General features: G+C 66.5%; 20 protein-coding genes. 15 read left to right on the top strand and 5 right to left on the bottom strand.

From position 1 onward, the window contains the following. Window positions 1-180 precede the first annotated feature (180 nt). From H8S61_RS14730 to H8S61_RS14715, 4 genes are all read left to right on the top strand, one after another. On the top strand, window positions 181-1,299 hold the full coding sequence (locus H8S61_RS14730; RefSeq protein WP_186939505.1) for a helix-turn-helix domain-containing protein: 1,119 nt from the start codon (window positions 181-183) through the stop codon (window positions 1,297-1,299). After that, on the top strand, window positions 1,296-1,994 hold the full coding sequence (locus tag H8S61_RS14725; RefSeq protein ID WP_186939504.1) for an ABC transporter ATP-binding protein: 699 nt from the start codon (window positions 1,296-1,298) through the stop codon (window positions 1,992-1,994). Before H8S61_RS14730 ends, H8S61_RS14725 begins: the two co-directional genes overlap by 4 nt. Further along, complete coding sequence (locus H8S61_RS14720; protein ID WP_186939503.1) at window positions 1,987-3,495, top strand: hypothetical protein; 1,509 nt, start codon at window positions 1,987-1,989, stop codon at window positions 3,493-3,495. Before H8S61_RS14725 ends, H8S61_RS14720 begins: the two co-directional genes overlap by 8 nt. Before the next feature lie 76 nt (window positions 3,496-3,571). Further along, entirely contained in the window at window positions 3,572-6,037 is a 2,466-nt protein-coding gene (locus H8S61_RS14715) for an excinuclease ABC subunit UvrA (RefSeq protein ID WP_186939502.1), read from the top strand. Between the two features lie 395 nt (window positions 6,038-6,432). On the opposite strand, the gene H8S61_RS14710 is transcribed toward H8S61_RS14715, so the two are convergent. From H8S61_RS14710 to H8S61_RS14700, 3 genes are all read right to left on the bottom strand, one after another. Further along, window positions 6,433-9,666, bottom strand: coding sequence for an HD domain-containing protein (locus tag H8S61_RS14710; RefSeq protein WP_186939501.1), 3,234 nt, complete (start codon window positions 9,664-9,666; stop codon window positions 6,433-6,435). Further along, window positions 9,656-10,207, bottom strand: coding sequence for a hypothetical protein (locus H8S61_RS14705; RefSeq protein WP_186939500.1), 552 nt, complete (start codon window positions 10,205-10,207; stop codon window positions 9,656-9,658). The genes H8S61_RS14710 and H8S61_RS14705 overlap by 11 nt, the downstream gene beginning before the upstream one ends. A gap of 172 nt (window positions 10,208-10,379) precedes the next feature. Next, window positions 10,380-11,309, bottom strand: coding sequence for an EamA family transporter (locus tag H8S61_RS14700; protein ID WP_186939499.1), 930 nt, complete (start codon window positions 11,307-11,309; stop codon window positions 10,380-10,382). Between the two features lie 166 nt (window positions 11,310-11,475). Between H8S61_RS14700 and H8S61_RS14695 the strand changes: the two genes are divergently transcribed. The 9 genes from H8S61_RS14695 (at window position 11,476) to H8S61_RS14655 (ending at window position 18,702) form a co-directional block, all read left to right on the top strand. Then, window positions 11,476-12,471, top strand: coding sequence for a DUF389 domain-containing protein (locus H8S61_RS14695; RefSeq protein ID WP_186939498.1), 996 nt, complete (start codon window positions 11,476-11,478; stop codon window positions 12,469-12,471). A 146-nt stretch (window positions 12,472-12,617) separates the two neighbouring features. Continuing rightward, the gene (locus tag H8S61_RS14690; protein ID WP_186939497.1) at window positions 12,618-13,985 is read left to right on the top strand and encodes a Y-family DNA polymerase; all 1,368 of its coding nucleotides are present in this window, start codon (window positions 12,618-12,620) and stop codon (window positions 13,983-13,985) included. A gap of 324 nt (window positions 13,986-14,309) precedes the next feature. Beyond that, window positions 14,310-14,618 carry an outer dense fiber protein 1 gene (locus H8S61_RS14685; RefSeq protein WP_186939496.1) on the top strand — a complete coding sequence of 103 codons (309 nt, stop codon included), beginning with the start codon at window positions 14,310-14,312 and terminating at the stop codon, window positions 14,616-14,618. A gap of 102 nt (window positions 14,619-14,720) precedes the next feature. After that, window positions 14,721-15,182: a GNAT family N-acetyltransferase gene (locus H8S61_RS14680; RefSeq protein WP_186939495.1), complete on the top strand. Its 462-nt coding sequence runs from the start codon at window positions 14,721-14,723 to the stop codon at window positions 15,180-15,182. Further along, complete coding sequence (locus tag H8S61_RS14675; RefSeq protein WP_160943180.1) at window positions 15,179-15,517, top strand: TfoX/Sxy family protein; 339 nt, start codon at window positions 15,179-15,181, stop codon at window positions 15,515-15,517. Before H8S61_RS14680 ends, H8S61_RS14675 begins: the two co-directional genes overlap by 4 nt. Before the next feature lie 7 nt (window positions 15,518-15,524). After that, window positions 15,525-16,205 carry a sugar O-acetyltransferase gene (locus H8S61_RS17785; protein WP_366458523.1) on the top strand — a complete coding sequence of 227 codons (681 nt, stop codon included), beginning with the start codon at window positions 15,525-15,527 and terminating at the stop codon, window positions 16,203-16,205. 15 nt (window positions 16,206-16,220) lie between these two features. After that, window positions 16,221-16,811, top strand: coding sequence for a hypothetical protein (locus H8S61_RS14665; RefSeq protein WP_186939494.1), 591 nt, complete (start codon window positions 16,221-16,223; stop codon window positions 16,809-16,811). Window positions 16,812-16,975: 164 nt separating this feature from the next. Next, complete coding sequence (locus H8S61_RS14660; protein WP_186939493.1) at window positions 16,976-17,653, top strand: response regulator transcription factor; 678 nt, start codon at window positions 16,976-16,978, stop codon at window positions 17,651-17,653. Then, window positions 17,650-18,702: a HAMP domain-containing sensor histidine kinase gene (locus H8S61_RS14655; protein WP_186939492.1), complete on the top strand. Its 1,053-nt coding sequence runs from the start codon at window positions 17,650-17,652 to the stop codon at window positions 18,700-18,702. The genes H8S61_RS14660 and H8S61_RS14655 overlap by 4 nt, the downstream gene beginning before the upstream one ends. Here the strand turns inward: H8S61_RS14655 and H8S61_RS14650 are convergent. Next, window positions 18,699-19,325 (bottom strand): hypothetical protein, encoded by a 627-nt coding sequence (locus H8S61_RS14650; protein ID WP_186939491.1) that lies wholly within the window; start codon window positions 19,323-19,325, stop codon window positions 18,699-18,701. The two genes, H8S61_RS14655 and H8S61_RS14650, sit on opposite strands and share 4 nt — an antisense overlap. A gap of 1 nt (window position 19,326) precedes the next feature. Then, a complete protein-coding gene (locus H8S61_RS14645; protein ID WP_160943185.1) occupies window positions 19,327-19,872 on the bottom strand; it encodes a hypothetical protein in 546 nt (181 codons plus the stop codon). Between the two features lie 162 nt (window positions 19,873-20,034). Between H8S61_RS14645 and H8S61_RS14640 the strand changes: the two genes are divergently transcribed. After that, on the top strand, window positions 20,035-20,715 hold the full coding sequence (locus tag H8S61_RS14640; RefSeq protein ID WP_160943186.1) for a pentapeptide repeat-containing protein: 681 nt from the start codon (window positions 20,035-20,037) through the stop codon (window positions 20,713-20,715). A 51-nt stretch (window positions 20,716-20,766) separates the two neighbouring features. After that, window positions 20,767-23,118: an HAD-IC family P-type ATPase gene (locus H8S61_RS14635; protein ID WP_186939490.1), complete on the top strand. Its 2,352-nt coding sequence runs from the start codon at window positions 20,767-20,769 to the stop codon at window positions 23,116-23,118. The last annotated feature ends 133 nt before the right edge of the window (window positions 23,119-23,251 follow it).

Below are 23,251 nucleotides of genomic sequence, written 5' to 3'. Positions count from 1 at the left end.
GCGCTCGTTCCACCCGCCGAGCGCCGCCGCCGGAGCTTCGCAGCGGTGATGTTCGCGACGTGCGGACGCGGGGCGGTTGACGGGCGGCGGGTAAAGTCAACTGCTGTTCGCTTGCGTCAACCGCTCGTGTTCCCGCATACTGGAAGCGCGAAACGAGCGGGGCGACGGAAGGGAGCGCGCATGCACGACATCAACTTGGGAGCTGTCATCGCGCGCGAGCGGCGCGCGGCCGACGTCACGCAGGGCGAGCTGGCCGCCCATCTGGGCGTGACGAAGGCGGCCGTGTCGAAGTGGGAGCTGGGCCAAAGCATGCCCGACGTGGCCCTGCTGCCGCGCATCGCCGCCTACTTCGACCTCACGCTCGACGAGCTGTTCGACTATCGGCCGCAGCTGACGGCCGAAGAGGTGCGCGACGTCTACCTGCGCCTGTTCGCGCAGATGAGCGAAGATCCGGATGCCGCCCTCGAGAGCGTCGACCGGCTGGTTGCGGAATACTACTCCTGCTGGCCGCTGCTGCAGCAGATGGGCGGGCTCTACGTGCAGCGCGCCGTGTTCGACACCGAGCATCCGGACGAGCTGTGCATGCGCGCCATCAAGCTGTTCGAGCGCGTCGAGGAGCACGCGGACGACGTGGAGCTGGTGCGCACCGCCCGCATGATGCGTGCGTCCACGATGAACATCCTGGGCGACGTCGACGGCTGCATCTCGCTGTTCGAGAGCCTGAAACCCGAGAGATCCATCGGCGTCGAACTGCTCCTGGCTGCCACGTACGAACAGAAAGGCGACCGCGAGGCCTGCCTGAAGCTGTACCAGGAGTCGATGGGCTGGGGCGTGATAAGCGTTATGAGCAGCTTGAACGCCCAGCTGCCGCTGTATGCCGACGACGCCGCTCATCGCGACGCGCTCGTGCAGGCCGGGGAAGGCATGCTGCGCGGGTTCGATCTGGAAGCGGAGAACCCCCTGTCGGCGCTCACGTTTCTGGCGAGCGCTTCCGCCGCGTACCTGCTTGCGGACGACGAGGAGCGCACGAAGGCCTATCTGGAGCGCTTTACCGCGCTTTTGGGAAGCCTCGATGCGCGCGGCCTGCTGTACGGCGCGCGCCAAGGCGTGCTCTACGATCTCGTGCCCGAGCTGACTGCGTCCGATCCCGGCCAGGAGCAGGAGAAGGACGCCCAGGTCGCGGCGCTCGACCCCAAGCAGCTGGGCAAGCAGCTGATCACGGCTCGGCCGCCGTGGGCCGAGCATGCCGACGACCCGCGGTTCCGGCCGCTGCTCGACCGGTTGGAGGCGTTGCGATGAGCGGGGCGCGCGAGACCGTGCTGCGCGCGGAGGGGTTGAGCTACCGCTACGGTAAGACCGAGGTGTTCGGCGGGGCGTCGTTCGCGTTGCGAGCAGGCGAGGTGGCGTTTCTGACCGGGCCGAACGGGGCGGGGAAGTCGACGCTGCTGCGCTGCCTCGCCGGGTGGGACGCGCCCGCCGAGGGGTTCGTCGAGCTGTGCGGCGCGCGCTTCGACGGCTCGGACGGCGCGCAGCGCAGCCTGCTCGCGTTCGTGCCCGACGTGCCCTCGTTCTACGACGACCTCACGGCGGGTGAGCACATCCGCTTCGTGCGGCAGGCGAATCGCCTCGACGCCGCCGACGACCCGTCGGACGAGCTCATGGCCCGGTTCGGCCTCGACGGCCAGCGCGACCGGCTGCCCTCGTCGTACTCGCGCGGCATGCGCCAGAAGCTCGCGCTCGTGCTGGCGCTGGCCCGCGCGCCGCGCCTGCTGCTGCTCGACGAGCCCTACGGGCCGCTCGACCCGGATGCGGCCGCCGTGCTGAGCGCGCTGGTCGGGGAGGCGCGGGACGCCGGCGCCGCCGTTCTCGTCAGCTGCCACCACGACGTGCCGAACCTGCGGCCCGACAAGCTGGCGCGCCTCGAGGACGGCCGCCTGGACGTGTGCGATGCGCGTGCCGCGCAGGATGGCGACGAGGGCGGCGACGATGCGTGACGTCCGCCTGCTGCTGTGGCTGCGCGTGCGGCATGCGCGCTCGGCGATCGATCGCGCCCTGCACCTCGCGGGCGCGGGCATCGACGAGGGCGGTTGGGGCGAGCGCGCCTACCAGCTGTACGCGGTGGGCATCATGGCCGTGTGGTTCGCGCTCATGGCGGCCGCCCTCGTCGATGCGATCCAGGGGGCGTTCGCGGGCCTCGACGCCGCCGTCTGCGCGCTCGCGGTGCGCTTTGCGCTGCTGGTGCCGGCGTTCGTCCTGCTGCGCAGCGGCATCGCGGGCGTGCGGACGACGCCGTTGAAGCTGTCGCATCCCGACATCGCCTATCTGGCGGCCAGCGCGGTGAGCGCGCGGGCGCTCGTCGGCATGGCCGCAGGCGTGCAGGCGCTCGCGGCTGCGGCCGCCGGGGGCGCGGTCGGGTTCCTGCTGGGCGTGGGGCTTGAGAGCGCGGCCGTGCTCGCGGCTCCGCCGGCCGCGGTGGCGCTCGCGGGCGCGGCTCTGGCGGCGGCTGCGACGGCGCTCGGCTGGGTCGCGGGCCTCGTGCGGCTGGCACGCGCGCGCTGGACCGGGTGGAACGCGACCGCTGCGGTGGCGGCGCTCGCCGTCGCCGTCGCCGCGTGGTGCGCCCTCGTGCTGAGCGCGCACGCCTCCGCGCTGCTGGCCCCCGCGGCGTTCGCGGCGCTCGCTGCGGGCGGGGCCCTCGCCCTCGCCGCCGCCGCGCTCGCGCTCTTCCTGCTGGCGCCGCGCGCGGACATGACGCGCGTCATCGACGAGAACTCCCTGCACGCCGACCTCTGCCGGTTCGGCGTGCTGTCGCCCCTCGACCGCAGCGACATCGCCGAATACCAGCGCCGCCGCAAGCTGGCCGCCCGCCCGGCGCGGTTCTCCCTGCCGTCGGGCGAGGGCCGCCGCGCCCTCGTGCAGCGGGCCGTGCTGTCGCACGCGCGCCAGTACGACGGCATCCCGAGCCTCCTGATGCAGGGGGCGTTCGCCGTGCCGCTCGGGGTGCTCGCGCTCCTCGGCGCGGGCGGCCCCGCGCTGTTCGTGTTCTGGCTGCCGGTGGCCGTCCTCATGCCGCAGGGCGCGCGCGAGGCTGCGCGGGCGTTTCGCGACGACCTGCGCAACCGGCTCGTGCGCGACCGCCTGCCGTTCGGCGTGCTCGAGCTGTTGGTGTTCGACACCCTGCCCGCGTTCGTCCTGACCACGGTGCTCGCCTGCACCGTCGCCGCTGTCGCCACCCCTGCGGGCGCGTCCCCGATCGCCTCCGTCGCGCTCGCGGCGCTCCTGAACGCCGCGCTGCTGCTCAGCTGCGGGCTCGACGCCGTCCGCCCGTTCCCGGGCGGCCCCCGCTTGTGCTACGAGTACGGCGCCCTCGCGCTCGTGGGCGTGGGTTTCGCGCTCGCGCTGTTCGCGCCGTTGCCCGCGGTGCTGGCCGGCGTGGCGCTCTTCGCCGCGGCGGTCGCCCTCGTCGTGCGTTTCGGCGCGGAATGCGCGCGCTGACGGCGCCTCCTTGTCCGGGCGGCGCTCCTCTTCTATAATCAAGGTTTTCCTGAAACCGAAGCGGGGAGGACGCCCTATGTCGAACATCGTCGTACGGAACGCGCGCGAAGGAAACCTCAAGGGCATCTCGCTCGACATCCCGAAGGGGAAGCTCGCGGTGTTCACGGGGCTGTCGGGATCGGGCAAGTCCACGCTGCTCATCGACGTGCTGTTCAACGAGTGCCAGCGCCAGTACCTCGAGGCGCTCGGGATGGAGGGCATCCGCAAGCCCCAGGTCGACCGCATCGCGGGCGCGTCCCCCGCCATCCTCATCTCGCAGACCGACGCCAACCGCAACCCGCGCTCCACGGTGGGCACCGTGACCGACGTGTACACCGACCTGCGCATGGTGTTCGAGAAGCTGCACGTGCGCACGTGCCCGCATTGCGGCGTGACCGTCAGCTCGGACGCGTGCGAGGAGGAGACCGAGAAGCGGGGGAGCGACTTCCTCGTGTTCATGCGCTGCAGCGCGTGCGGGCAGCGGATGCCGAAGCTCACGCGTACGCAGTTCTCGTTCAACACGAAGGAGGGCGCGTGCCCTGCGTGCGAGGGGCTGGGCACGACGCTCGCCATCGACCTGGCGGCGGTGCTCGACGAGAGCCGCTCGCTCGAGGACGGCGCGGTGGACTTCTGGGCGAGCCGCTACCAGGACTACATGATCGGCGCGCTGCATGCCGCGTGCCGACGCTACGGCCTGGACGTTCCCGTGGGCGTGCCGGTGGCGCGGTTCGACGCGCTGCAACGGGAGATCCTGCTCAACGGTACGGCGAGCCCGGTGCTCGCCGAGGCGTGCCCGCACATCGTCCCTCCGAAGACGATGGCGGACGGGAAGTTCGAGGGCGTCCTGCCGCTCTTGTGGCGGCGCTACGCCGAGCACGAGGGCGCCTCGAAGGGGCTCGAGCGCTACTTCACGGCCGCCGTATGCGCCTCGTGCGGCGGCGAGCGCCTGGGCGAGCTCGGGCGCACGGCCACGGTGGACGGCACGCGGCTGCCGGAGCTGGCCGCCGCGTCGCTCGAGCGCATCCTCGCGTGGGCGCGCGCCCTCGACGCGTCGCTCGCGCCTAAGCGCCGCGCGCTCGTGGAGGACTACCTGCGCGACGTGCAGACGAAGCTTGCGCGCTCTGTGCAGGTGGGGCTCGGCTACCTCGCGCTCGACCGCCAGACGGTCACGCTGTCGGGCGGCGAGCGGCAGCGCATGCGCCTGGCCAGCGTGCTGGACTCGGAGCTGTCCGGCGTGATCTACCTCCTCGACGAGCCCACCGTGGGCCTCCACCCGCGCGACACCGAGGGCCTCGTGGCGGTGCTGAAGAAGCTGCGCGACCTGGGCAACACGGTGCTCGTCATCGAGCACGACCCCGACGTCATGCGCGCGGCCGACGTCATCGTGGACGTGGGTCCCGGCTCGGGCGCGCACGGCGGGCGCATCGTCGCCGCCGGCACGCTCGCGCAGATCGCCGCCGAGCCCGCGTCGGCCACGGGGCGCTACCTCGACGCGCGCGCCGCGCCCAAGGCGGCGTTCCGCCCCGCCGACCGCACGGCCGTGGAGGTGCGCGGCGCGCGCCTGTTCAACCTCAAGGGCATCGACGTGCGCATCCCCGCCGGCTGCCTGACCGCCGTCACGGGCCCGTCGGGCTCGGGCAAGTCCACGCTCGTGTTCGAGCTCGTCGCGCGCGGCGACGGCTCTTCGGAGGGCGGCGAGGTGCGCGGCTGCGACGGGTTCGACCAGGTGGTGGACGTGGGGCAGGCGCCCCTCGTGAAGATGAAGCGCTCGAACGTGGCCACGTACTCGGGCGTGGCGGCCGATATCCGCACGCTGTTCGCGGCCACCGAGGACGCGGCGCGCGCCGGGCTCGCACCGAAGCATTTTTCGTTCAACGCGCCGGGCGGCCGCTGCGAGCGCTGCGAGGGGCTGGGCACGGTGACCAGCAACATGCTGTTCTTCACCGACGTCGAGGCCGTGTGCCCGGCGTGCGGCGGCCGGCGGTTCGTCGACGAGGTGCTGGCCGTGGCCTACGCGGGCAAGTCCATCGACGAGGTCATGCACCTCACGGTGGAGGAGGCCGCGGCGTTCTTCGGCGCGGCGGCCGACGGCGCGGCGGGGCGGCGCATCGCGCGCACGCTGGGCCTTTTGGAGGACGTGGGGCTGGGCTACCTCATGCTGGGCCAGACGCTCACCACGCTGTCGGGCGGCGAGGGCCAGCGCCTCAAGCTGGCGAAGGAGCTGATCGAAGGCAAGGGACGCACCAACCTCTACCTGCTGGACGAGCCCACCACGGGCCTGCACCCGCAGGACGTGGACCACTTCCTGGCCCTCGTGGACCGTCTCGTGGACGCGGGCAGCACCGTCGTGGTGGTGGAGCACAACCCGCAGGTCATCGACCGCGCGGACTGGGTGATCGACCTCGGCCCCGAAGGCGGCGACGCGGGCGGCGAGCTCATGTTCGCCGGCACCCCCGCCGACCTGCGCGCCTCAGGTGTCGGCGCGACGGCGGCGTACCTGTAGCAGGAGTTGGCGAACCTGCGATGTCGTGCGATTGGCATTGCGTTAACACGGCTGCGATCAGCTGCTGTAGTTGACAGCCGCCTAGCCGATGCCGCCACGTAACAATTTTGTTTTCCGGTAAGAAGGGTTCATCCTCGCTCGGCTTGCTGCTTGTTTAGAGCATGGAGAACCGTTTCGTGCCAATGTGATCGTAGAGTGGGGCTCGATGCTTTTCTGCCCATGCACTCTTCTCGTTTGGTGGTGTTGTCGTCCGATGCCGCTTTTGTCCTTCAGGTCCGATGCCGCATTGTGTTTGCTACGATGGTGTATGAGCGACGGAAAGGATCGCAACCCATGATCGGGTTGCTGGCTCTCATCCGGTCGAGCAAGTTGGCCTGCTCTTCTGTCAAGAGGAACTAAGGCAATCTCAAGTGGGCCAAGACTACGTCAAGCGATTCCGCATCAAGTGGCTGCTTGCTGTCGAACTTAAGAGTTATCTTAAAGTCTGTTTGAAATAGGTTGTTGTTTCCGTCCCTCTTCAAATAGTCTTTCAATTCTAGGATTTCATCGAACAGGTAATTGTTTTTATCCTTCATCCATTTGCAGGGAAGCATGCAGCAATCGCAAAGACTGTCCTCGCTCTTGCTCGGAGTGATAACGATCTCATCTCTTTCGGAATCAAATGTGGCTCGGTAATCGTTGCAAGTTGGCTGAGCGCATGGAGAGGTTAGATTTCGTACATTCAGTCCGATCTCTAAGCAAACGATTTCATGAAATCTTTTCTTGTCCAAAAAGCTTTCACATAAGCTTTCATTTTTGTCTAATCGATACTGCGCATAGAATTTGCAGCGAGAAACCGCTGAATGGCTGATCCAGTGAAACTTCGATATAGGCGGCATTTGCCCGATATTTTGTTTAAGGAATTGATTACTCACGCGTTCTTTAGAGATATCCAGAACATCGGCTAGGCGGAGGACAATCATGAGTTTTTTCAGGCTGATCGGATCATGGGTTGCGGTCGATTTTCGCCGATAAACTTCATCTGCCTCGAGTACGTGCGCTTCGGAAACGTTGGCAACGAGCATTCTCACGGAAGCTTCCAAGTAGTCGAGGCCTTTGCATTCCTTGATCAGGCGTGCGCTTTCTTCTCCGTGATTGCCGCGTATGTCTGATTCGAAGAACTCGTCAACTTTCTGATAGCAGAGAACCATGAACCGCTTAAACTCACCTTTGCTAATATCGGAAAAGCCTCCTCCTTCTTCTTGATCGCTGAGTATCTCCTCTAACTTATCAATCGCGTCGGTATAATAAGCGTCCGTTCCCTTTTCTTCTCGTACAAAGTCCAGACAGTGCGGGTATATAACCATGGCGACATCATGAAGATAACAGGCGAGGAAAAGAATATAATAGTCATAAGTTTTTAATTGGATGTAATCGATAGTCTTAACAATATCGATGCATGCTCGGATCAGCTCAACCGAGTGATCTTCGTTGTGAAGAGTGTAGAAATGTAGAAATTTCGACCCATTCCTCCAGATGCTAACAAGAAATTGATGCGTTTTGATAATGTTGTCAACTAGTTCTGGTCGTTGTACAAACCGAACGAACAGGTCAAGTACCTCCATGATGCTCAGCTCTACTTTTTCGCTGCCAAGGTCCATATTGGCCGTGTTCGCTACTTCTAGTAGTTTTTGGTTTTCTATGGCTTTGAAATAAGGGTTTCTTACCCAGGCGAGCAAACGAAGTTCATAATACCGTAGCATAAACCCGTTCTTTTTATAGAAACACAACGAATCTGAGAGCTCGACGTTCAATATAGTAGAGATATTTGCATTGATAACCATTTGGCGATATTTACATCCGCTATCGTAGAGGAATTGGGCATAACTGGGAACATATTCGGGAGAATGCGATTCAGATAGATATTCCTGCAGTAGCTCTATCGTTTTGTAGAGGCTGTTTTTTGTCATGCCTTGTTGCCTTTGCTGCATGATGATGCGTAGCGTTTTGTACTTACGTTCTCGGTCGGCGACTTGGCGAAAAGAAATACATTTGCTCATATAGAGGTTCTGGATGGATGATTTTTGGGCAAGCCTCTGCTCTAGGTTTCGTACGCGATCTTCAAGCCTGATCTTCCTTTCTTCGTTGGCAGGGCCTGAAAGCAGCTTTCCAGCTCTCGCCATTAAAATGTCTTCATCGAGCTTGTCCATAATATTCTGTACGAAATTCTCGGATTCGGACTCATCTAGTAATGTGTCGATATCATTCTCCAGTGCTGTGAAACTGTCATCGTAGTTTGCATCATGCTGCTGCTCGATGACGAGAAGTCGATATTTGAAGAATCTGACATAACGTTTTAAGATTTTTAAGGTCTCTTCCTTGTTGTCAAGCTGGGCTTCGTTGAGATTTTGTACACGCTTCAGCTCTTCGGTAAGCGCCTCGAGCCAGACCTCAATCTTTGCGGAAAGCGTTGTTTCGTTGAGTTCGTTTAGGGATGAGCGAAACTCCATGCCAACACGCGAAGCGTCCATGCACACATTGAGGAGGTAGTTTGTTCCAGACTTCATCGTTAGCCCGATTTCGTCCCGCGTGCTTTTACCGCTCGTATGTATTGAGACATTGCTTTCGAACTTTCCGAATAAGCGTTTTTCGGCTTCTTTGAAGCCGTATAAAAAGGGGCCCGAGAAGTCTTTCGCTAGCTGCGCATTCAGTTTTGCAATTGTGTTGTTGAAATTAGAGTCTTCCGAGGTGTATGTATAAGAATCGTCCACGTAGAAATACGTGACACCGCCAAAAGCTTCATCATATCTTTTCGCAACCCTTGACATTACCAAGTTTGCAAAAAAGTAAGATTGGGGGAGACCCTGAGGAATGCCTTTTGTGAAGTGTTGGGAAGTGTCAGTATTGCTTTCGTGGCCGTAGTAGTGGCTGCATTCGCTTTCCTTCATCTTCGCTATCTCAAGAACGAGAAGTTTCTTCAACGCTATTTGGAGCATCTCAAAGTCTTCATCATCGAACTCAGGCTTCGTTAGCGTCGATACCATATTCAGTACATATTCCGGATTTATGGAGGGGAAGAAGTCCTTCATATCAAGTTTGACCTGGTACTTGTATTCCCCTGTCTCGAGGCACTCGCCAAGCTTTCTTTGCCATGCTTCGGTAAAATCCTGGTAACAACCTACCCAGTTTTTGAACATCGCTTCATGTTGAGTACTTGGAAGGTTGCCATAAAAAAAGTGGGGGATAAGAGTGCTTAAACTCGACAGAGTTTTCGTTGAATTGTCTTCTTCTCTTCCGAACATGAGACAGTTGAGAATGCTGGCAATGCAGATCTGAGTAGTGAGGCTAGCCGTATGCATGGGCCTGAATAAAATGCGGTCCTCTTCGGGATCGTATTTCTTTGCTCTGAAAAACACGGATGCTTTGAAGAAAGCGTTGTCCTCTGTCAATACGCGTTTTAGTTCTGCTTTGCATGCGTCCATGCAAGTATTGATGACTTCATTGTCAAATACATCGTCGAGGGCAACAAAAAGCGCCTGATCATCTTTGTCGAGTAATCCTGGTTCGAATACGTACGACTTTAGGGCGTAGATGGCTGCAAATATGTTGTCTTCCGAACGTATCTTTTCGTAGAGTTTACTATTCGTCATTATTTCCCCTTGTCAAAATTCTCGTGTCTACGTGCCACTCTCGTTTTGCATTAAGCAATCCGCCGTTGAGGCTCGTCAGAAGGGCGATCCTTGCACGGTCTCTTCTGAATGAAGAGAATTGAAACTCATTTTGGATGATTAAGCCATTAGTTATACCCTTGAATAGTTCGTTGCCATCGTCGAAGACGTAGTCGATCTCATTGTTGAATGGCGAAAGATAGAAAAAATCATCAAGAAGCAAAACCCAAAGCTCTGCACGCGTGGATTCTGGAACATAGGAATCAATGAGGCGGTCTGCAATCTCGCGGTATTCGTTTTCGCGCTTTTTCAATACCAATAGCGAATTCAGGAATGGTTGAATCTTTTGGTTCAAATAGCTATCGTTGTAGTGGTATTTTTCGTTCGAGCTGACATAGAAAGAAAAGCCCTTTAGAAAATCAAGCAGAATACCGTCTTGCGATTCAGATCCAAATACTGATTCGTTTCTTCCTTCTCCAAGGCTCATTTGCTTAAGAATATCGCTGATGACTTTGCTATTCATGGTTCTCCCTTTTTGATAATGAGAGCGGATTGCTACCTTCAACGCGCCCATGATCAGGTTGCCAAACCATCGTTGCTAGGCAATAGATAGATTACAGCTTATATTACTATGGGCAATGTGTTTATGCGAATCAATGAAGTGGAGCGATGTTCGGCGAGATGATTCACGCGCGCTAAGCCGGACGTGCCGACTCGTCGCTCGCTGGTTCGACCCGCGCCCGCAGATGGGGAAGCTGCGAGATGACGATGCCGGCGAGGATGCCGACGATGCCGACGATCTGGAGCGCCTCCACCGGCTCGCCGATGACGAGCGTGGACAGCGCGATGCCGCAGGGAAGCTCGGAGGACGCCATGATGGCCGACAGCCCCGGCGTCAGATGCGGCGTGGCGATGCCGAACAGCACCACGGGGACGAACAGAGCGCACAGCCCCAGGATCAGGCCGTACTTCCAGATGCCGTCCTGCAGCGCGCCGCTGGCGAAGTAGTCGGGGCAGAGGGCAAAGCCCAGCGCGCACGCGCCCAGGCACACGACGAGCCCGCGCTGGATGGGCGGCAGACCGCGCCCGACGCGGCTCGAGAAGAACATGAAGAAGGTGCAGCTGAGGGCCGAGAGCAGCCCGCACGCCACCCCGACGGGGTCGAGCGTTCCCACGTCGCTCGAGAACACCCTGCTGGCCAGGAGCGTCCCGCCCAGGATGACGACGGCGGCCGCCGCCTCGGCCGCGCGCGGGCGGCGGCGCATGACGACGAGCTGGACGACGATGCCCATCCACGTGAACTGGAACAGCAGCGTGATGGCCACCGAAACCGGCAGCAGGGTGAGCGCGTAGTTGTACAGCACGGTGCCGATGCACGTGTTCAGCCCGAGGCCTACGAGGGCGAGCACCTGCTTGGGGGAGAGCGCCACGAGGCGCGTGCCGCGCGCCCGTTGCACGAGCAGCGCCGCCGCGAACAGCAGCGCGGCGAACAGCGCCTGGCTCGCCACCACCTGGGTCCAGGTGAAGCCGGCGGCGTAGGTGATCTTCACCGTGGTGGCTTGAGCGCCGTAGCTGGCGCCGGCGAGGAAGACGATCCCGGAGTATTTCAAGGTGTCCGTCTGCATGGGGCCATTCTAGCGCATGGCGGGGCCGCCCGGGCGCGGGGCCTGCACGCGCCCGCGGACGCGCATGACGGCGCGCTAACGGTTGGGATCATGTTCGGTGCCGGTTCGCCCGCGCCCGGGCGCGCCGGGGTACCATCGTGCGAGACGTCGACACGAGGGGAGGAGCATGGACCGGATCGCGCGCGTGCTGCTCGGCGGCAGCGTGGACGAGGCGTACGTCGCCGGCATGGAGCGCAGCCTGTTCGCCGTGGTGGACGACCCGCTCAAGCAACTGTCCGCGTTCTTCCTGTGCATCGTGCTGTCGGCCGTCGTGGCCACGGGCGGCGTGGCGGCGTCCTCGCCGGCCATCATCATCGGCGCCATGATCATCGCCCCGCTCATGATGCCCATCATGGGCACCTCGTTCGCCGTCACGCGCGGCCGTCCCCGCCAGGCGCTCAGGGCGCTGGCCGTGGCGGCGGGCGGCGCGCTCGTCGTGGTGCTCGTGGCGTGCCTCGTGACGGCCCTGCTGCCGGCCGGGGTGCCGCTGGCGGGCAACGTCGAGGCGACGTCGCGCACGGCGCCGCGCCTCGTGGACCTCGTGGTGGCCGTGGCGTCCGGCTTCGTGGGCGCGCTCGCGGCGGCGCGCGACGACGTCGGCGAGACGCTGCCGGGCGTGGCGGTGGCCGTGTCCATCGTGCCGCCGTTGTGCGTGGCGGGAGCCGCGCTCGTGCAAGGGGCGCTCGCGATGGCGGGCGGGGCGCTGCTGCTGTTCTTCGTCAACTTCTTCTCCATCCAGCTGGCCGGCAACCTGGCCTTCTTCCTCATGGGCTTCGGCCGGCGCGACCGTGCGGGCGCGGTGGCGCGCCGCCTGTGGTACGCCACGGCCATCGCGGGCACGCTGCTGGTGGCGCTGCCGCTTGCGGCGACGAGCGAGAGGATTGCGCAGGGCGCCTCCGACGAGCGCGCCGCGAACGCGGCCGTGCGCCAGTGGCTGGACGGGTCGGGCTACGAGAGCTTGAGCGTGAAGACGGCCGACGACGGCATCACCGTGGAGATCGCGGGAGCGGGGCCGGCCCCGTCCGCCGAGGACCTGGCCGCGCTGCTACGCGACGGCGGCGTCGAGGTCGGCGAGGCGCGCGTCATCGTGGCGCACGAGGTGCGCGCACCGGTCGGCTCGTAGGGTGCATCGCTTATATATCACCTGATCAATAGACGTATTCCGTCGCCGAAACTCCACGGTCTGTTCGCTTGCGCGCCGTCCGATTTTGTGCGAACATGCGTTCTCGTACAAGATCGGGACGCGGTGCGGAAGGCGGCGAGGCGCGCATGCAGGCAGCAAGCGAGAGGGGCGCGAAGGGCGAGGGAGGCGAGAGGGGCGTCCCCGAGACGTTCGGCGGGCGCACGATCGGCTCGCCGGAGGGCGTCGACGAGCACCGCGTGATCTTCCATTCGGACATGAACGCGTTCTACGCGAGCGTGGAGCAGGCCGAGCGGCCGGAGCTGCGCGGCGTGCCGCTCGTGGTGGGCGGCCACGAGGAGCTGCGCCACGGCATCGTGCTGGCGAAGAGCGCGGGCGCGAAGGCGGCGGGCGTCAAGACGGGCGAGGCGCTGTGGGAGGCGCGGGCGAAGTGCCCGGGGCTCGTGGTGGTGCCGCCGCGCTACGAGGTGTACCAGGCGTATTCGGCCATGGCGCGCCGCATCTACTACCAGTACACCGACCTCGTGGAGCCCTTCGGCCTCGACGAGGCGTGGCTCGACCTCACCGGCTCGCTGGGGCTGGCCGGCGGCGACGCGGCGCAGGCGGCCGCCGAGATCAGCGGCCGCATGAAGGACGAGCTGGGCTGCACCGTGTCCATCGGCGTGTCGTGGAACAAGATATTCGCGAAGTTCGGCAGCGACTACCGCAAGCCCGACGCCGTCACGTTCGTCACGCCGGAGAACTACCGCCGCCTGGTGTGGGACGCCCCGGTGAGCGAGCTTCTGTACGTCGGCGCCGCCACGCGCGCCAAGCTGCACTCGTCGGGTATCGATTGCATCGGCGACTTGGCGTGCGCCTCGCCCGAGCTGTTGCGCCGCCGCCTGGGCAAAATCGGGCTCGTGCTGCGCGCGTTCGCGCGCGGCGAGGACGCGACGCCCGTGAAGCCCTACGACGCCGCGAGAAACGAGGTGGACCGCACGGTGAAGAGCTTCGGCAACGGCCTGACCGCGCCGCATGACATCGTGAACGCATCCGACGCGAAGGCGCTCATCTACCTGCTGTCCGAGTCGGTGGCGCAGCGGCTGCGGGAGGCGCGCTTCCGCGCATCTACCGTGTCCATCGGCGTGCGCAGCGCGCAGGACCTCACCAGCTACTCGCGCCAGACGACGCTGCGCCGCGCGACGAACGTGACCGGCACCGTCGCGCGCACGGCCTGGGACCTGCTCGCGGCCAACGAGCCGCTCGACGAGTCGCGGCCCCTGCGCGGGCTGCACGTGTGCGCGTCGAACCTCGAGCCTTGTGCCGCGCCCCAGCAGCTCGAGCTGCCTTTCGACGCGCATCGCCGCGTGCTGGAGGACCTCGACGAGACGATCGACGGCCTGCGCCGCCGCTTCGGCAACACCTGCATCCAGCGCGGGGCCGAGCTGCTGGACGAGAGCCTGCTCGACCTCGACGTCAAGAAGGAGAACGTCGTGCACCCCGTGGGGTACTTCTAGGGCCGAGGGCGCGCGAGGGGGTCGTCCGGCGCCAGCCGCGACGCTTCCGGCTGCCGCCGCGCGGGACCCTTCGGCGTCGTCCAGCGACGGGCCGAAAGGGGCGCAAAAGGGGAGTCCTGACAATTTTTCGGAGGTTCGCCGGCATCGAGTGGCCGTCCCGTTTTCGCCCATCAGTCGTTTCTTGGGCGGCAGGGAAGCCGTGCGACGGGTTTTCGGTCGGGAGATTGTCAGGGCTCTCGATGTGCGCCCCATCGAGCCGGGCGCCGACGAAGCGTCGGGTGAAGAGCGCGAATCGGCAGGATGAAGAGGGGGGGACGAGCGAGCATGGTGCGGGGCATAGCGGCGCGGCGGAAGCGGTACGTGGAGGTGGAGGCGACGTTCCTCGAGGACGGGCGCATCCTGCCGCGCGCCGTCGTGTGGCACGATGGGCGGCGGTTCCCCGTGCGCGCCATCCTGGGCGTGCGGCGGTGCGCGTCGCTCAAGGTGGGCGGCTCGGGCGTGCGCTACGACGTGCTGGTGGGCCATGCGCACACGTTCCTGTTCCACGAGGACCCGCGCTGGTTCGTCGAGGAGATCGTCCCCGAGCCCGCCGACCCGCCCCCCGACGACCCCGGCGGCGCTTGGGGCGCGTGAGCCCCTGCGGCGGAGGCGAAGCCGACGGCGCACCTTCGCGCGCATATCGGGTAGAATGGGGCATCGTGAAACGTCGCCCGGGGACGGGCGGAAGGAGCGCCTATGCATATCGAAACGCCTGCCGAGAGGACGCCCGAGCTGGTGGCCGCCCTGGCCGACGTGTGGGAGCGGTCGGTGCGTGCGACGCACGACTTCCTCACCGAGGACGACATCGGGGGGCTGCGCCCCGAAGTGGGGCCCGGCCTCGCGGGCGTCGCCGCCCTGGCGGTGGCGTACGCCGACGGCGCGCCGTGCGGGTTCGCGGGCACGCAGGACGGCAAGGTGGAGATGCTGTTCGTGGCGCCGGAGGCACGCGGGCGCGGCGTGGGGCGCGCGCTGCTGGAGCACGCGATGGAGCACGAGGGCGCGGTGACGCTCGACGTGAACGAGCAGAACCCGCAGGCCCGCGGCTTCTACGAGCGCATGGGCTTCCGCGTCGAGGGCCGCTCGCCCGTCGACGACGCCGGCCGGCCGTTTCCGCAGCTGCACATGCGCCTCGCAGAGCCGACGAAGGGAATCGCATGACCACGAGCAAAGACTACCTCGCCTACGTCCTCGACCTGCTGGCCGAGGTGCCGGGCGTGTCCCATCGCGCCATGATGGGCGAGTACCTGCTGTACGCCGAAGGGAAGCTGTTCGGCGGCGTCTACGACGAGCGCCTGCTCGTGAAGGACGTGCCGGCGGCGCGCGGCCTGCTGCGCGCCGAGGCGATCCCCTACGAGGGCGCGAAGCCCATGCTGCTCGTGGAAAGCGAGAGCCCGACCGAGGTGGCGCGCCTCGTGGCGGCCATGCTGCCCGAGCTGCCCGCCCCGAAACCCCGCACGCGCGCGGCATCGGCCGCGAAGACGAAGGGATGGTGATGCTCCCATGAGCGCCTCCGAACACGATGACCGCAACGGCCGCGACGCCCACAACGAGCGCATGCGCGCGCAGCTGGCGTCGGGCGCGTGGACCGACGCCGCCGACGCCTCGCTCATGCGCGACCACGAGCGCGCCGTGGCCGTCATGCGGCGCTACAACACCGACCCCGACCTCGACGACGCGGCGCGCGAGGCGCTGCTGCGCGACCTGTTCGGCGCGTTCGGCGAGCGCTCGTCCCTCACGACGGGCGCCCAGGTGGACTACGGATACAACATCCGCGTGGGCAAGCGCTGCTTCTTCAACTACAACTGCGTGTTCCTGGACGGGGCGCCCATCACGTTCGGCGACGACGTGTGGGTGGGGCCGAACTGCTCGTTCGTCACGCCGCTGCACCCCCTCGTGGGCCGCGAGCGCGCGATGCGCATCGACGGCGACGGCGTGTCGCACCTGTGGGAGCGCGACCTGCCCATCACCGTGGGCGACGACGTGTGGATCGCCAGCAACGTCACCGTGAACCCGGGCGTGACCATCGGCGAGGGCGCGGTCATCGGGTCGGGCAGCGTGGTGACGAAGGACGTGCCGCCGCGCACCATCGCGTTCGGCAACCCCTGCCGGGTGGCGCGCGCCATCACTGAGGGCGACAGCATCGAGGACGCGCTGGCCGCCGCGGGCCTGCTGGCGCGGTAGGGCGAAGGGGGCGCCATGCTGGGAGCCGAACTTGCCGCGCCGATCGCCCTCCTCGTCGGGGGGCATGCTGCCCTCGCCGCCTGCACGGCGCTGTACCTGGTCTGGTGGCGCCTGTTCTTCGACCCGCGCCGGGAGAGGCCGCGCGGGCCGCGCTTCGCCGCGGGGGTCGCGTGCATCGTGGGCGCGGCCGTGCTGGGCGTCGCGGGCGTGGCGCTGTGCGCGGTCGGCATGGCGGATCTGCTGCCGGCCGGGGCGCGGCCCGCGGTCCTCGGCGGCATGGCCGGCTGCGGGCTCGCGCTGTACGTCGTGCTGCTGACGGGCACGGTGAAGCTGTTCAAGCGGCCGGTTACCACCGAGCTGCTGCTGTTCACGGCCTGGGCGGTGCTGGAGCTGGGGGTGCTCAACGTGGCGTACGCCGCCTCGGCGCTGGCCGCGCCCGTCGCCGTCGCGCTGGGGGCGCTCGTGGTGCTCGTGCTGCTGGCGAGCCTCGCAAGCTATCTGCTGTACTACCGCCTGGAGCCGCTGCGCGCCTACGCGGCCGGGGCCGCGCCGCTGGCCGCCGTGGGCGTGCTGGCCGTCGCGATGGCGCTCGCGCTGGCGCTCTAGGGCCGCCGGCGCTCCCCGCCGCGCCCGCGCTCGCGCCCGCCGGCGACCCCGCGCCCCGCTCCCCGGCGCCCTGCGTTTACCCTGGGTTTACCTTCGCGTGGCAGCATGGGGGCGGCGCCCCCTCGCCGGATGCGCGGGGCGCATCGAGAGGAAGGAAGCCGGATATGGTTCGGATGCTGGTGGTTGAGGACGACGTCGACACGAACGCGTACTTCTGCGCCGTGCTGCGCGCGGAGGGCTACGAGGCCGACGCCGTGTTCGACGGCGAGGCCGCCCTGGCCGCTCTCGACGCGTGCCGCTACGACGTGCTGGTGGTGGACGTCATGATGCCGCGCATGGACGGCTACGAGCTTACCGACACGCTGCGGACCTGCGGATACGACCTGCCCGTCCTCATGGTGACGGCGCGCGAGGATCCGCGCGACATCCGCCGCGGCTTCCTCGTGGGCACCGACGACTACCTCGTGAAGCCGGTCGATCCCGAGGAGATGGTGCTGCGCTGCAAGGCGCTCATGCGCCGCGCGCGCATCGTCAGCGACCGCCGCATCGTCATGGGCGACGTGGTGTGCGATTACGACGCTCTCAGCGTGACGCGCGCCGGCCAGCCGCCGGTGACGCTGCCGCCCAAGGAATTCTACCTGCTGTACAAGCTGCTGGCGTATCCGGGGCAGGTGTTCACGCGGCTGCAGCTCATGGACGAGGTGTGGGGCCTCGACTCGGACAGCGATTTCGCCACGGTGAACGTGCACGTCAACCGCCTGCGCACCCGTTTCGACGGCTGGCCCGAGTTCCAGATACAAACCGTGCGCGGCATCGGCTACCGGGCGGTGAGGAGCGCGTGAGGCGGCCGAAGAGCCCGCTGCGCACGTACCTCGGCGGCTTCGTGCTGCTGGTGGCGAACGTGTTCCTCATCGTCATCGTGCTGATGACGGCGGTCAGCCTCGTCGTCGTGAGGGGCGGCCTGCAGTCGTCGCCGGTCGTGAGCAGCGCCGCGTTCGGCGTGGCCGCGATGCTGTTCATCTGCGCGGTGGTGGCCACGTCGGTCATCGTCATGATGCAGCGGCTGTTCGTGTGGCCGCTCTACCGCATCGCCGACGTGCTGAACGAGGTGGCGGCGGGGAATTTCGATGCGCGCATCGACCTGGGCCGCGGGCGGTACCCGTCGGAGGTGCGCGCGTTCGCCGACAGCGTGAACCGCACGGCCGCGGAGCTGGCGGGCATCGAGCTTCTGCGCACCGACTTCGTCAACAGCTTCTCGCACGAGTTCAAGACGCCCATCGCCTCGCTCGCCGGCTTCGCGCGCCTGCTCAAGCGCCCGGGGCTCTCCGACGGGGAGCGCGAGCGCTACCTGGACGCCATCATCGCGGAGTCAGATCGGCTCGCGTCGCTGTCGTCGAGCGTGCTGGCGCTGTCGAAGGCCGACGCGCAGCAGATCGTGGCCGACCGCGCTCCCGTGAACCTGGCCGAGCAGGTGCGCCGCGCCGTGCTCGCGCTCGAGGCGCGCTGGGTGGAGAAGGGCATCGCCCTCGAGCTGGACCTGGAGGAGACGACCTACCTCGGCAGCGCCGACCTGCTGAACCACGCGTGGACGAACCTCCTCGACAACGCGGCGAAGTTCTCGCCTGCAGGCGGCACCGTGCGCGTCGAGCTCCACGCGTTTCCCGGCAGCGTGGCGTTCACGGTGCGCGACGAGGGGCCGGGCATGGACGACGCGGTGCGCGAGCGCGCGTTCGAGCGGTTCTACCAGGGCGATCCCTCGCGCGCGACGCCGGGCAACGGCATCGGCCTCGCGCTGGTGAAGCGCGTCGCCGAGCTGCACGGCGGGCGCGTCAGCGTGGTCAGCGCCCCGGGCGCCGGCAGCGCGTTCTCGGTGGTGCTGCCGACGCTCTAGGCCCCGCCGCGCCGCGCGCGGACGCGCAGCCACAGCCCGATGCCCAGGACGGCCGCCCCCGTGGCCGCGCCGAAGCAGCCGCTGGCCAGCACGTTCTGCGAGCCCGTGATGTCGAGCAGCGCCGCCTGCGTGATCGCGATGGACGCCATGCCGTCGGCCAGGTTCGTCAGCTTGCAGGCGAACACGACGCCGTCGGGGTTCTTCCGCTCGCGCACGATGCCGTACACGGCCACCCCCAGCTTCGCGAACGCGCAGGTGGCGAACCCGAGCGCCACGTTGTAGTCGAAGCTGAGCGCGCGGTCCTGCGCCAGCATGAGGCCGTTGAACGCGACGAAGGTGCACCCGAGCGCCATGAGCGCGACGCTGCTCGTGCGCTGCAGGCGCCGCGCGCCGGCCTCCGAGGCCGCATCCGCGTCGATGGCGCGACGGTGCCCGAGCATGGCCAGGCGCGCCGCCGCGAGCACGCCATTGTACGCGGCGTTGAGCAGCACGAGCGGCGAGAGGCCGGCCAGCCCGAGCGCCAGCTTAAGCGCGCCGGCTGCCGCGTTCGTGCCGAACGACAGCCGGATGAAGTCCGAGCGCCGGACGCCCCGCGCGAGGGCGCCGGATGCGTGCGCGGGCATGCTAGGCGGAGCGCAGGAGGGTCGCCGCCTGCTCGCTCGTGCCGTACACGATGTCGTACTGGGCGTCGATGCGCGGGGCCAGCGAGCGCTCGCTCGACGCGAGCAGCTCGCGGTGCACGAAGTACGGCGCGGCCCAGCACAGGAACCCGGGCACGGCGAACACCGTCATGGCCACGAGGTTGCCGGCGAGGTAGCTGAACACCGACAGCGCCATGAACGCGCATCCCACGACGCCGAGGGTGAAGGCGGCGATGCGCGCCTTCGAGCTCTTCGAGCGCTCCAGCTTGTCGATGTCGCGCAGGGCGGCCTCGCATCGGCGCTGCAGCTCCGTCACCTGCTCGCGCTGCGCGAGGCGGCGGTCGCGCTTCATCTTGAGCGTGCGCTCGCCGCTGCTCGCAGCGGCGACGGGCCCCGTCGGCGACGCGCTGCCGGGCTCGACGATCCAGCCGAAGCTCCGGTACGTGTCGCGGTAGAGGGCCTCGCGCTCGCCGGGCGCGGCGACGGTCTTGTACTCGTAGGTGACGGGGGCGTTCTCGTAAACTTCCATGGCGATTCCTTTCTGGCGGGGCCGCGGTGCGGCCCGTCGGGTACGATGGTTGCAAGGATAAAGGCGGAAGATAAACCCTTCGTAAACGATGGAAGCGCGCTGGCCGCGCATCGGGCGGGCAGCCGCTTCGCTATACTGGGTCGCAACAGGAAAGGAACCTTTATGACCGAACCCGCACGCGCGCCCCGGCCCCCGCAGCCGGCGCGTCCCGACATCCCCGGCGAGCTCGTGGACGTGGAAGACCTCGCCCGCTGGATCGAGCGCTCCGGCGGCGATATGCGCGCGTCGCACGTTCACGTGCGCGGCGACTCCGCGGAGGAGGCCGACTTCGCCCTTCTCGAGCTGGCCGAATCGCGCGTGGAGGGGTGCTCGTTCGTCGGGTGCGACTTCGACCGGGCCATGGTGGCCGACGTGGCGTTCGCGAACTGCGACTTCTCCAACTCCACGTTCTCGCAGGCGAACTTCACGCGCTGCACGTTCGCCTCGTGCAAGTTCACGGGCGCCGACTTCCTCGAGGCGGTGCTCTCGCGCGTGGAGGTGCGCGACTCCACGTTCGCCTACGCGTCGCTCGCGAAGGGGAAGCTGGAGGACGTGCGCGTGGGCACCACCGACTTCTCCCACGCCGACCTGGCCGAGCTGCGCCAGCGGCGCGTCGAGTTCGACGACGTGCGGTTCGTGGGCACGAGCTTCTTCCGGTGCAGCCTGGACGGCGTGGACCTGTCCACGTGCCAGCTGGCCGACATCGTGCTGTCGGACGCGATGGGGGAGCTGCGCGGGTGCTCGATGGACCTGTTCCAGGCGGCCGGCATCGCGCGTCGGCTGGGCGTGAACATCAAAGACTGAGCAAGCGGGGGGCGGCCCGGCCGTCCCCCTGCGACGGGACGAGGAGCGAGCATGACCGAAGAGCAACAGGTGCGCGGGCTGAGCGCGGCGGAGGTCGCCGAGCGCGTGGCCCGCGGCGAGGTGAACGTCGACGCGGGCGTGAAGACGCGCTCCGTGCGCCAGATCGTGCGCGAGAACGTGCTGACGCTGTTCAACGCCATCAACGCCGTTCTCGCGGTGTTCGTGCTGTTCACCGGATCGTACAAGAACATGCTGTTCATGGTGGTCATCGTGTGCAACGCGTGCATCGGCATCGTGCAGGAGATCCGCTCGAAGCGCACCACCGACCGCCTGTCCATCGTGGCCAGCTCGAAGGCCACGGTGCTGCGCGACGGCGCCCAGGTCGAGCTGCCCCTCGACCAGCTCGTGCGCGACGACGTCATCGAGCTGGGCCGCGGCGACCAGATCCCCGCCGACTCCACCGTGGTCTCGGGCGCGTGCGACGTGAACGAGAGCCTGCTCACGGGCGAGAGCAAGCTCGTGAAGAAGGGCGCGGGCGACGAGCTGATGAGCGGCTCGTTCGTGAACGCGGGCACGGTGTGGGCGCGCGTCCGCCACGTGGGGCCCGAGAACTACGCCGCCAAGATCAGCGCCGAAGCCAAGCAGCACAAGGCCCCCAACTCCGAGATCATGAACAGCCTGAACGGCATCATCAGGTTCGTCAGCTTCATCATCTTCCCGCTGGGGGCGCTGCTGTTCGCGCGCCAGTTCTTCAGCGGCGAGCACGTGGCGCTGAATGACGCCATCCTGTCCACGGTGGCCGCGCTCGTGGGCATGATCCCCGAGGGGCTCATCCTGCTCACGTCCACGGTGCTGGCCGTGGCCGTGGTGCGCCTGGCCAAGTCGAAGGTGCTCGTGCAGCAGCTCTACTGCATCGAGACGCTCGCGCGCGTGGACACGCTGTGCCTCGACAAGACGGGCACCATCACCACGGGCAAGATGGAGGTGGCGGCCGTCCAACCCGTGCCAGGCGTGGAGCAGGCCGTGGTGGACACGGCGTTCGCGTCCATCGCGCGCGCCGACGACGACCCGAACGACACGGCGCTGGCCATCGTCGAGCACTACGCGAACAGCGGCGTCGAGGCGCTGCGGCCTGCGCGCATGGTGCCGTTCTCGTCCGACAAGAAGTGGTCGGGCGCCGCGTTCGCGAACGGGGCGTGCTACGTGATGGGCGCGGGGCAGTTCGTGCTGGGGGACGGGTTCGCGGCGGTGGCCGACCAGCAGGACGAGCTGGCCGCCGACGCGCGCGTGCTGCTGCTGGCGCGGGTGGACGGCTTCGACGCGGACGGCAACATCGTGGGCGCGCCCGAGCCGCTCGGATTCGTCGCCATCCACGACCAGATCCGCGCGACGGCCGCCCAGACCATCGCGTACTTCAAGGAGCAGGGCGTCGACCTCAAGGTGATCTCGGGCGACGATCCGCGCACCGTGTCGGGCATCGCGCTCAAGGTGGGCGTGCCGCATGCCGAGGCCTACGTCGACGCCACCACGCTGGCCGACGACGACGCCATCGCCGACGCCATCGAGCGCTACAGCGTGCTCGGCCGCGTGAAGCCCGAGCAGAAGAAGGCGTTCGTCGTGGCCCTCCAGGCCAAGAAGCACATCGTGGCCATGACGGGCGACGGCGTGAACGACACGCTCGCGCTCAAGCAGGCCGACTGCAGCGTGGCCATGGCGGCCGGCTCGGACGCGGCGCGCAACGTGGCGCAGCTCGTGCTCGTGGACAACGATTTCGCGGCCATGCCGAAGGTGGTGGCCGAGGGACGGCGCTCCATCAACAACCTGCAGCGCTCGGCGTCGCTGTTCCTCGTGAAGACGCTGTTGTCCATGACGCTGGCGGTGCTGTTCATCCTGCTGCCGTGGCAGTACCCGTTCCAGCCCATCCAGATGACGCTCATCAGCGCGTTCACCATCGGGCTGCCGTCGTTCGTGCTGGCGCTCGAGCCCAACAAGGACCGCATCCGGGGGCGCTTCCTCGAGAACGTCATCGTCAAATCGATTCCCGGCGCCATCTGCGCGGTGCTCACGATCCTCGTCGTGAACGTGGTGGGCTACGAGTTCCTGCACCTCGACTACGCGCACGTGTCCACGATGTGCGTGCTGCTCACGGCATGGATCGGCGCGCTGCTGATCGTGCGGCTGTCCATCCCGTTCACGCCCATCCGCGCGGCGCTGCTCGTCGTGGTGGTGGGAGGCACGGCGCTCGGGGCCACGGTGCTGCACGGGCTGTTCGGCATCCAGCCGTTCACCTTCGGCAAGGCCGTGCTGTTCACCATCCTGGCCATCGGCGTGACCGCCCTGTTCCACGTGCTGTTCAACGTGTTCGGCGCCTGGCATGCCAAGCGCCTGGCGGCCATGGCGTAGGGGCGTGCGAGGTGCCGCTCCCGGCACTGGTCGACGAGGTGGTCGTCGCGGAGCAGGCGGAGCCCTTGACGCTCGGCAACGTCGAATTCGAGGTGACCGTCCGGGATCTGCCGCAAGCGTTCGCGAACGAGGG

This window comes from Eggerthella hominis (genome assembly GCF_014287365.1).
Classification (GTDB): Bacteria; Actinomycetota; Coriobacteriia; order Coriobacteriales; family Eggerthellaceae; genus Eggerthella; species Eggerthella guodeyinii.
The sequence above is the reverse complement of the archived record's forward strand: the minus strand, read 5'-3'. Positions and strand labels throughout refer to the sequence as shown.

Excerpts from the sequence above, each read along its gene's own strand:
- H8S61_RS14730 (WP_186939505.1), top strand. The coding sequence starts at position 181 with ATGCACGACATCAACTTGGGAGCTGTCATCGCGCGCGAGCGGCGCGCG.
- H8S61_RS14725 (WP_186939504.1), top strand. The coding sequence starts at position 1,296 with ATGAGCGGGGCGCGCGAGACCGTGCTGCGCGCGGAGGGGTTGAGCTAC.
- H8S61_RS14720 (WP_186939503.1), top strand. The coding sequence starts at position 1,987 with ATGCGTGACGTCCGCCTGCTGCTGTGGCTGCGCGTGCGGCATGCGCGC.
- H8S61_RS14715 (WP_186939502.1), top strand. The coding sequence starts at position 3,572 with ATGTCGAACATCGTCGTACGGAACGCGCGCGAAGGAAACCTCAAGGGC.
- H8S61_RS14710 (WP_186939501.1), bottom strand. The coding sequence starts at position 9,666 with ATGACGAATAGTAAACTCTACGAAAAGATACGTTCGGAAGACAACATA.
- H8S61_RS14705 (WP_186939500.1), bottom strand. The coding sequence starts at position 10,207 with ATGAATAGCAAAGTCATCAGCGATATTCTTAAGCAAATGAGCCTTGGA.
- H8S61_RS14700 (WP_186939499.1), bottom strand. The coding sequence starts at position 11,309 with ATGCAGACGGACACCTTGAAATACTCCGGGATCGTCTTCCTCGCCGGC.
- H8S61_RS14695 (WP_186939498.1), top strand. The coding sequence starts at position 11,476 with ATGGACCGGATCGCGCGCGTGCTGCTCGGCGGCAGCGTGGACGAGGCG.
- H8S61_RS14690 (WP_186939497.1), top strand. The coding sequence starts at position 12,618 with ATGCAGGCAGCAAGCGAGAGGGGCGCGAAGGGCGAGGGAGGCGAGAGG.
- H8S61_RS14685 (WP_186939496.1), top strand. The coding sequence starts at position 14,310 with ATGGTGCGGGGCATAGCGGCGCGGCGGAAGCGGTACGTGGAGGTGGAG.
- H8S61_RS14680 (WP_186939495.1), top strand. The coding sequence starts at position 14,721 with ATGCATATCGAAACGCCTGCCGAGAGGACGCCCGAGCTGGTGGCCGCC.
- H8S61_RS14675 (WP_160943180.1), top strand. The coding sequence starts at position 15,179 with ATGACCACGAGCAAAGACTACCTCGCCTACGTCCTCGACCTGCTGGCC.
- H8S61_RS17785 (WP_366458523.1), top strand. The coding sequence starts at position 15,525 with ATGAGCGCCTCCGAACACGATGACCGCAACGGCCGCGACGCCCACAAC.
- H8S61_RS14665 (WP_186939494.1), top strand. The coding sequence starts at position 16,221 with ATGCTGGGAGCCGAACTTGCCGCGCCGATCGCCCTCCTCGTCGGGGGG.
- H8S61_RS14660 (WP_186939493.1), top strand. The coding sequence starts at position 16,976 with ATGGTTCGGATGCTGGTGGTTGAGGACGACGTCGACACGAACGCGTAC.
- H8S61_RS14650 (WP_186939491.1), bottom strand. The coding sequence starts at position 19,325 with ATGCCCGCGCACGCATCCGGCGCCCTCGCGCGGGGCGTCCGGCGCTCG.
- H8S61_RS14645 (WP_160943185.1), bottom strand. The coding sequence starts at position 19,872 with ATGGAAGTTTACGAGAACGCCCCCGTCACCTACGAGTACAAGACCGTC.
- H8S61_RS14640 (WP_160943186.1), top strand. The coding sequence starts at position 20,035 with ATGACCGAACCCGCACGCGCGCCCCGGCCCCCGCAGCCGGCGCGTCCC.
- H8S61_RS14635 (WP_186939490.1), top strand. The coding sequence starts at position 20,767 with ATGACCGAAGAGCAACAGGTGCGCGGGCTGAGCGCGGCGGAGGTCGCC.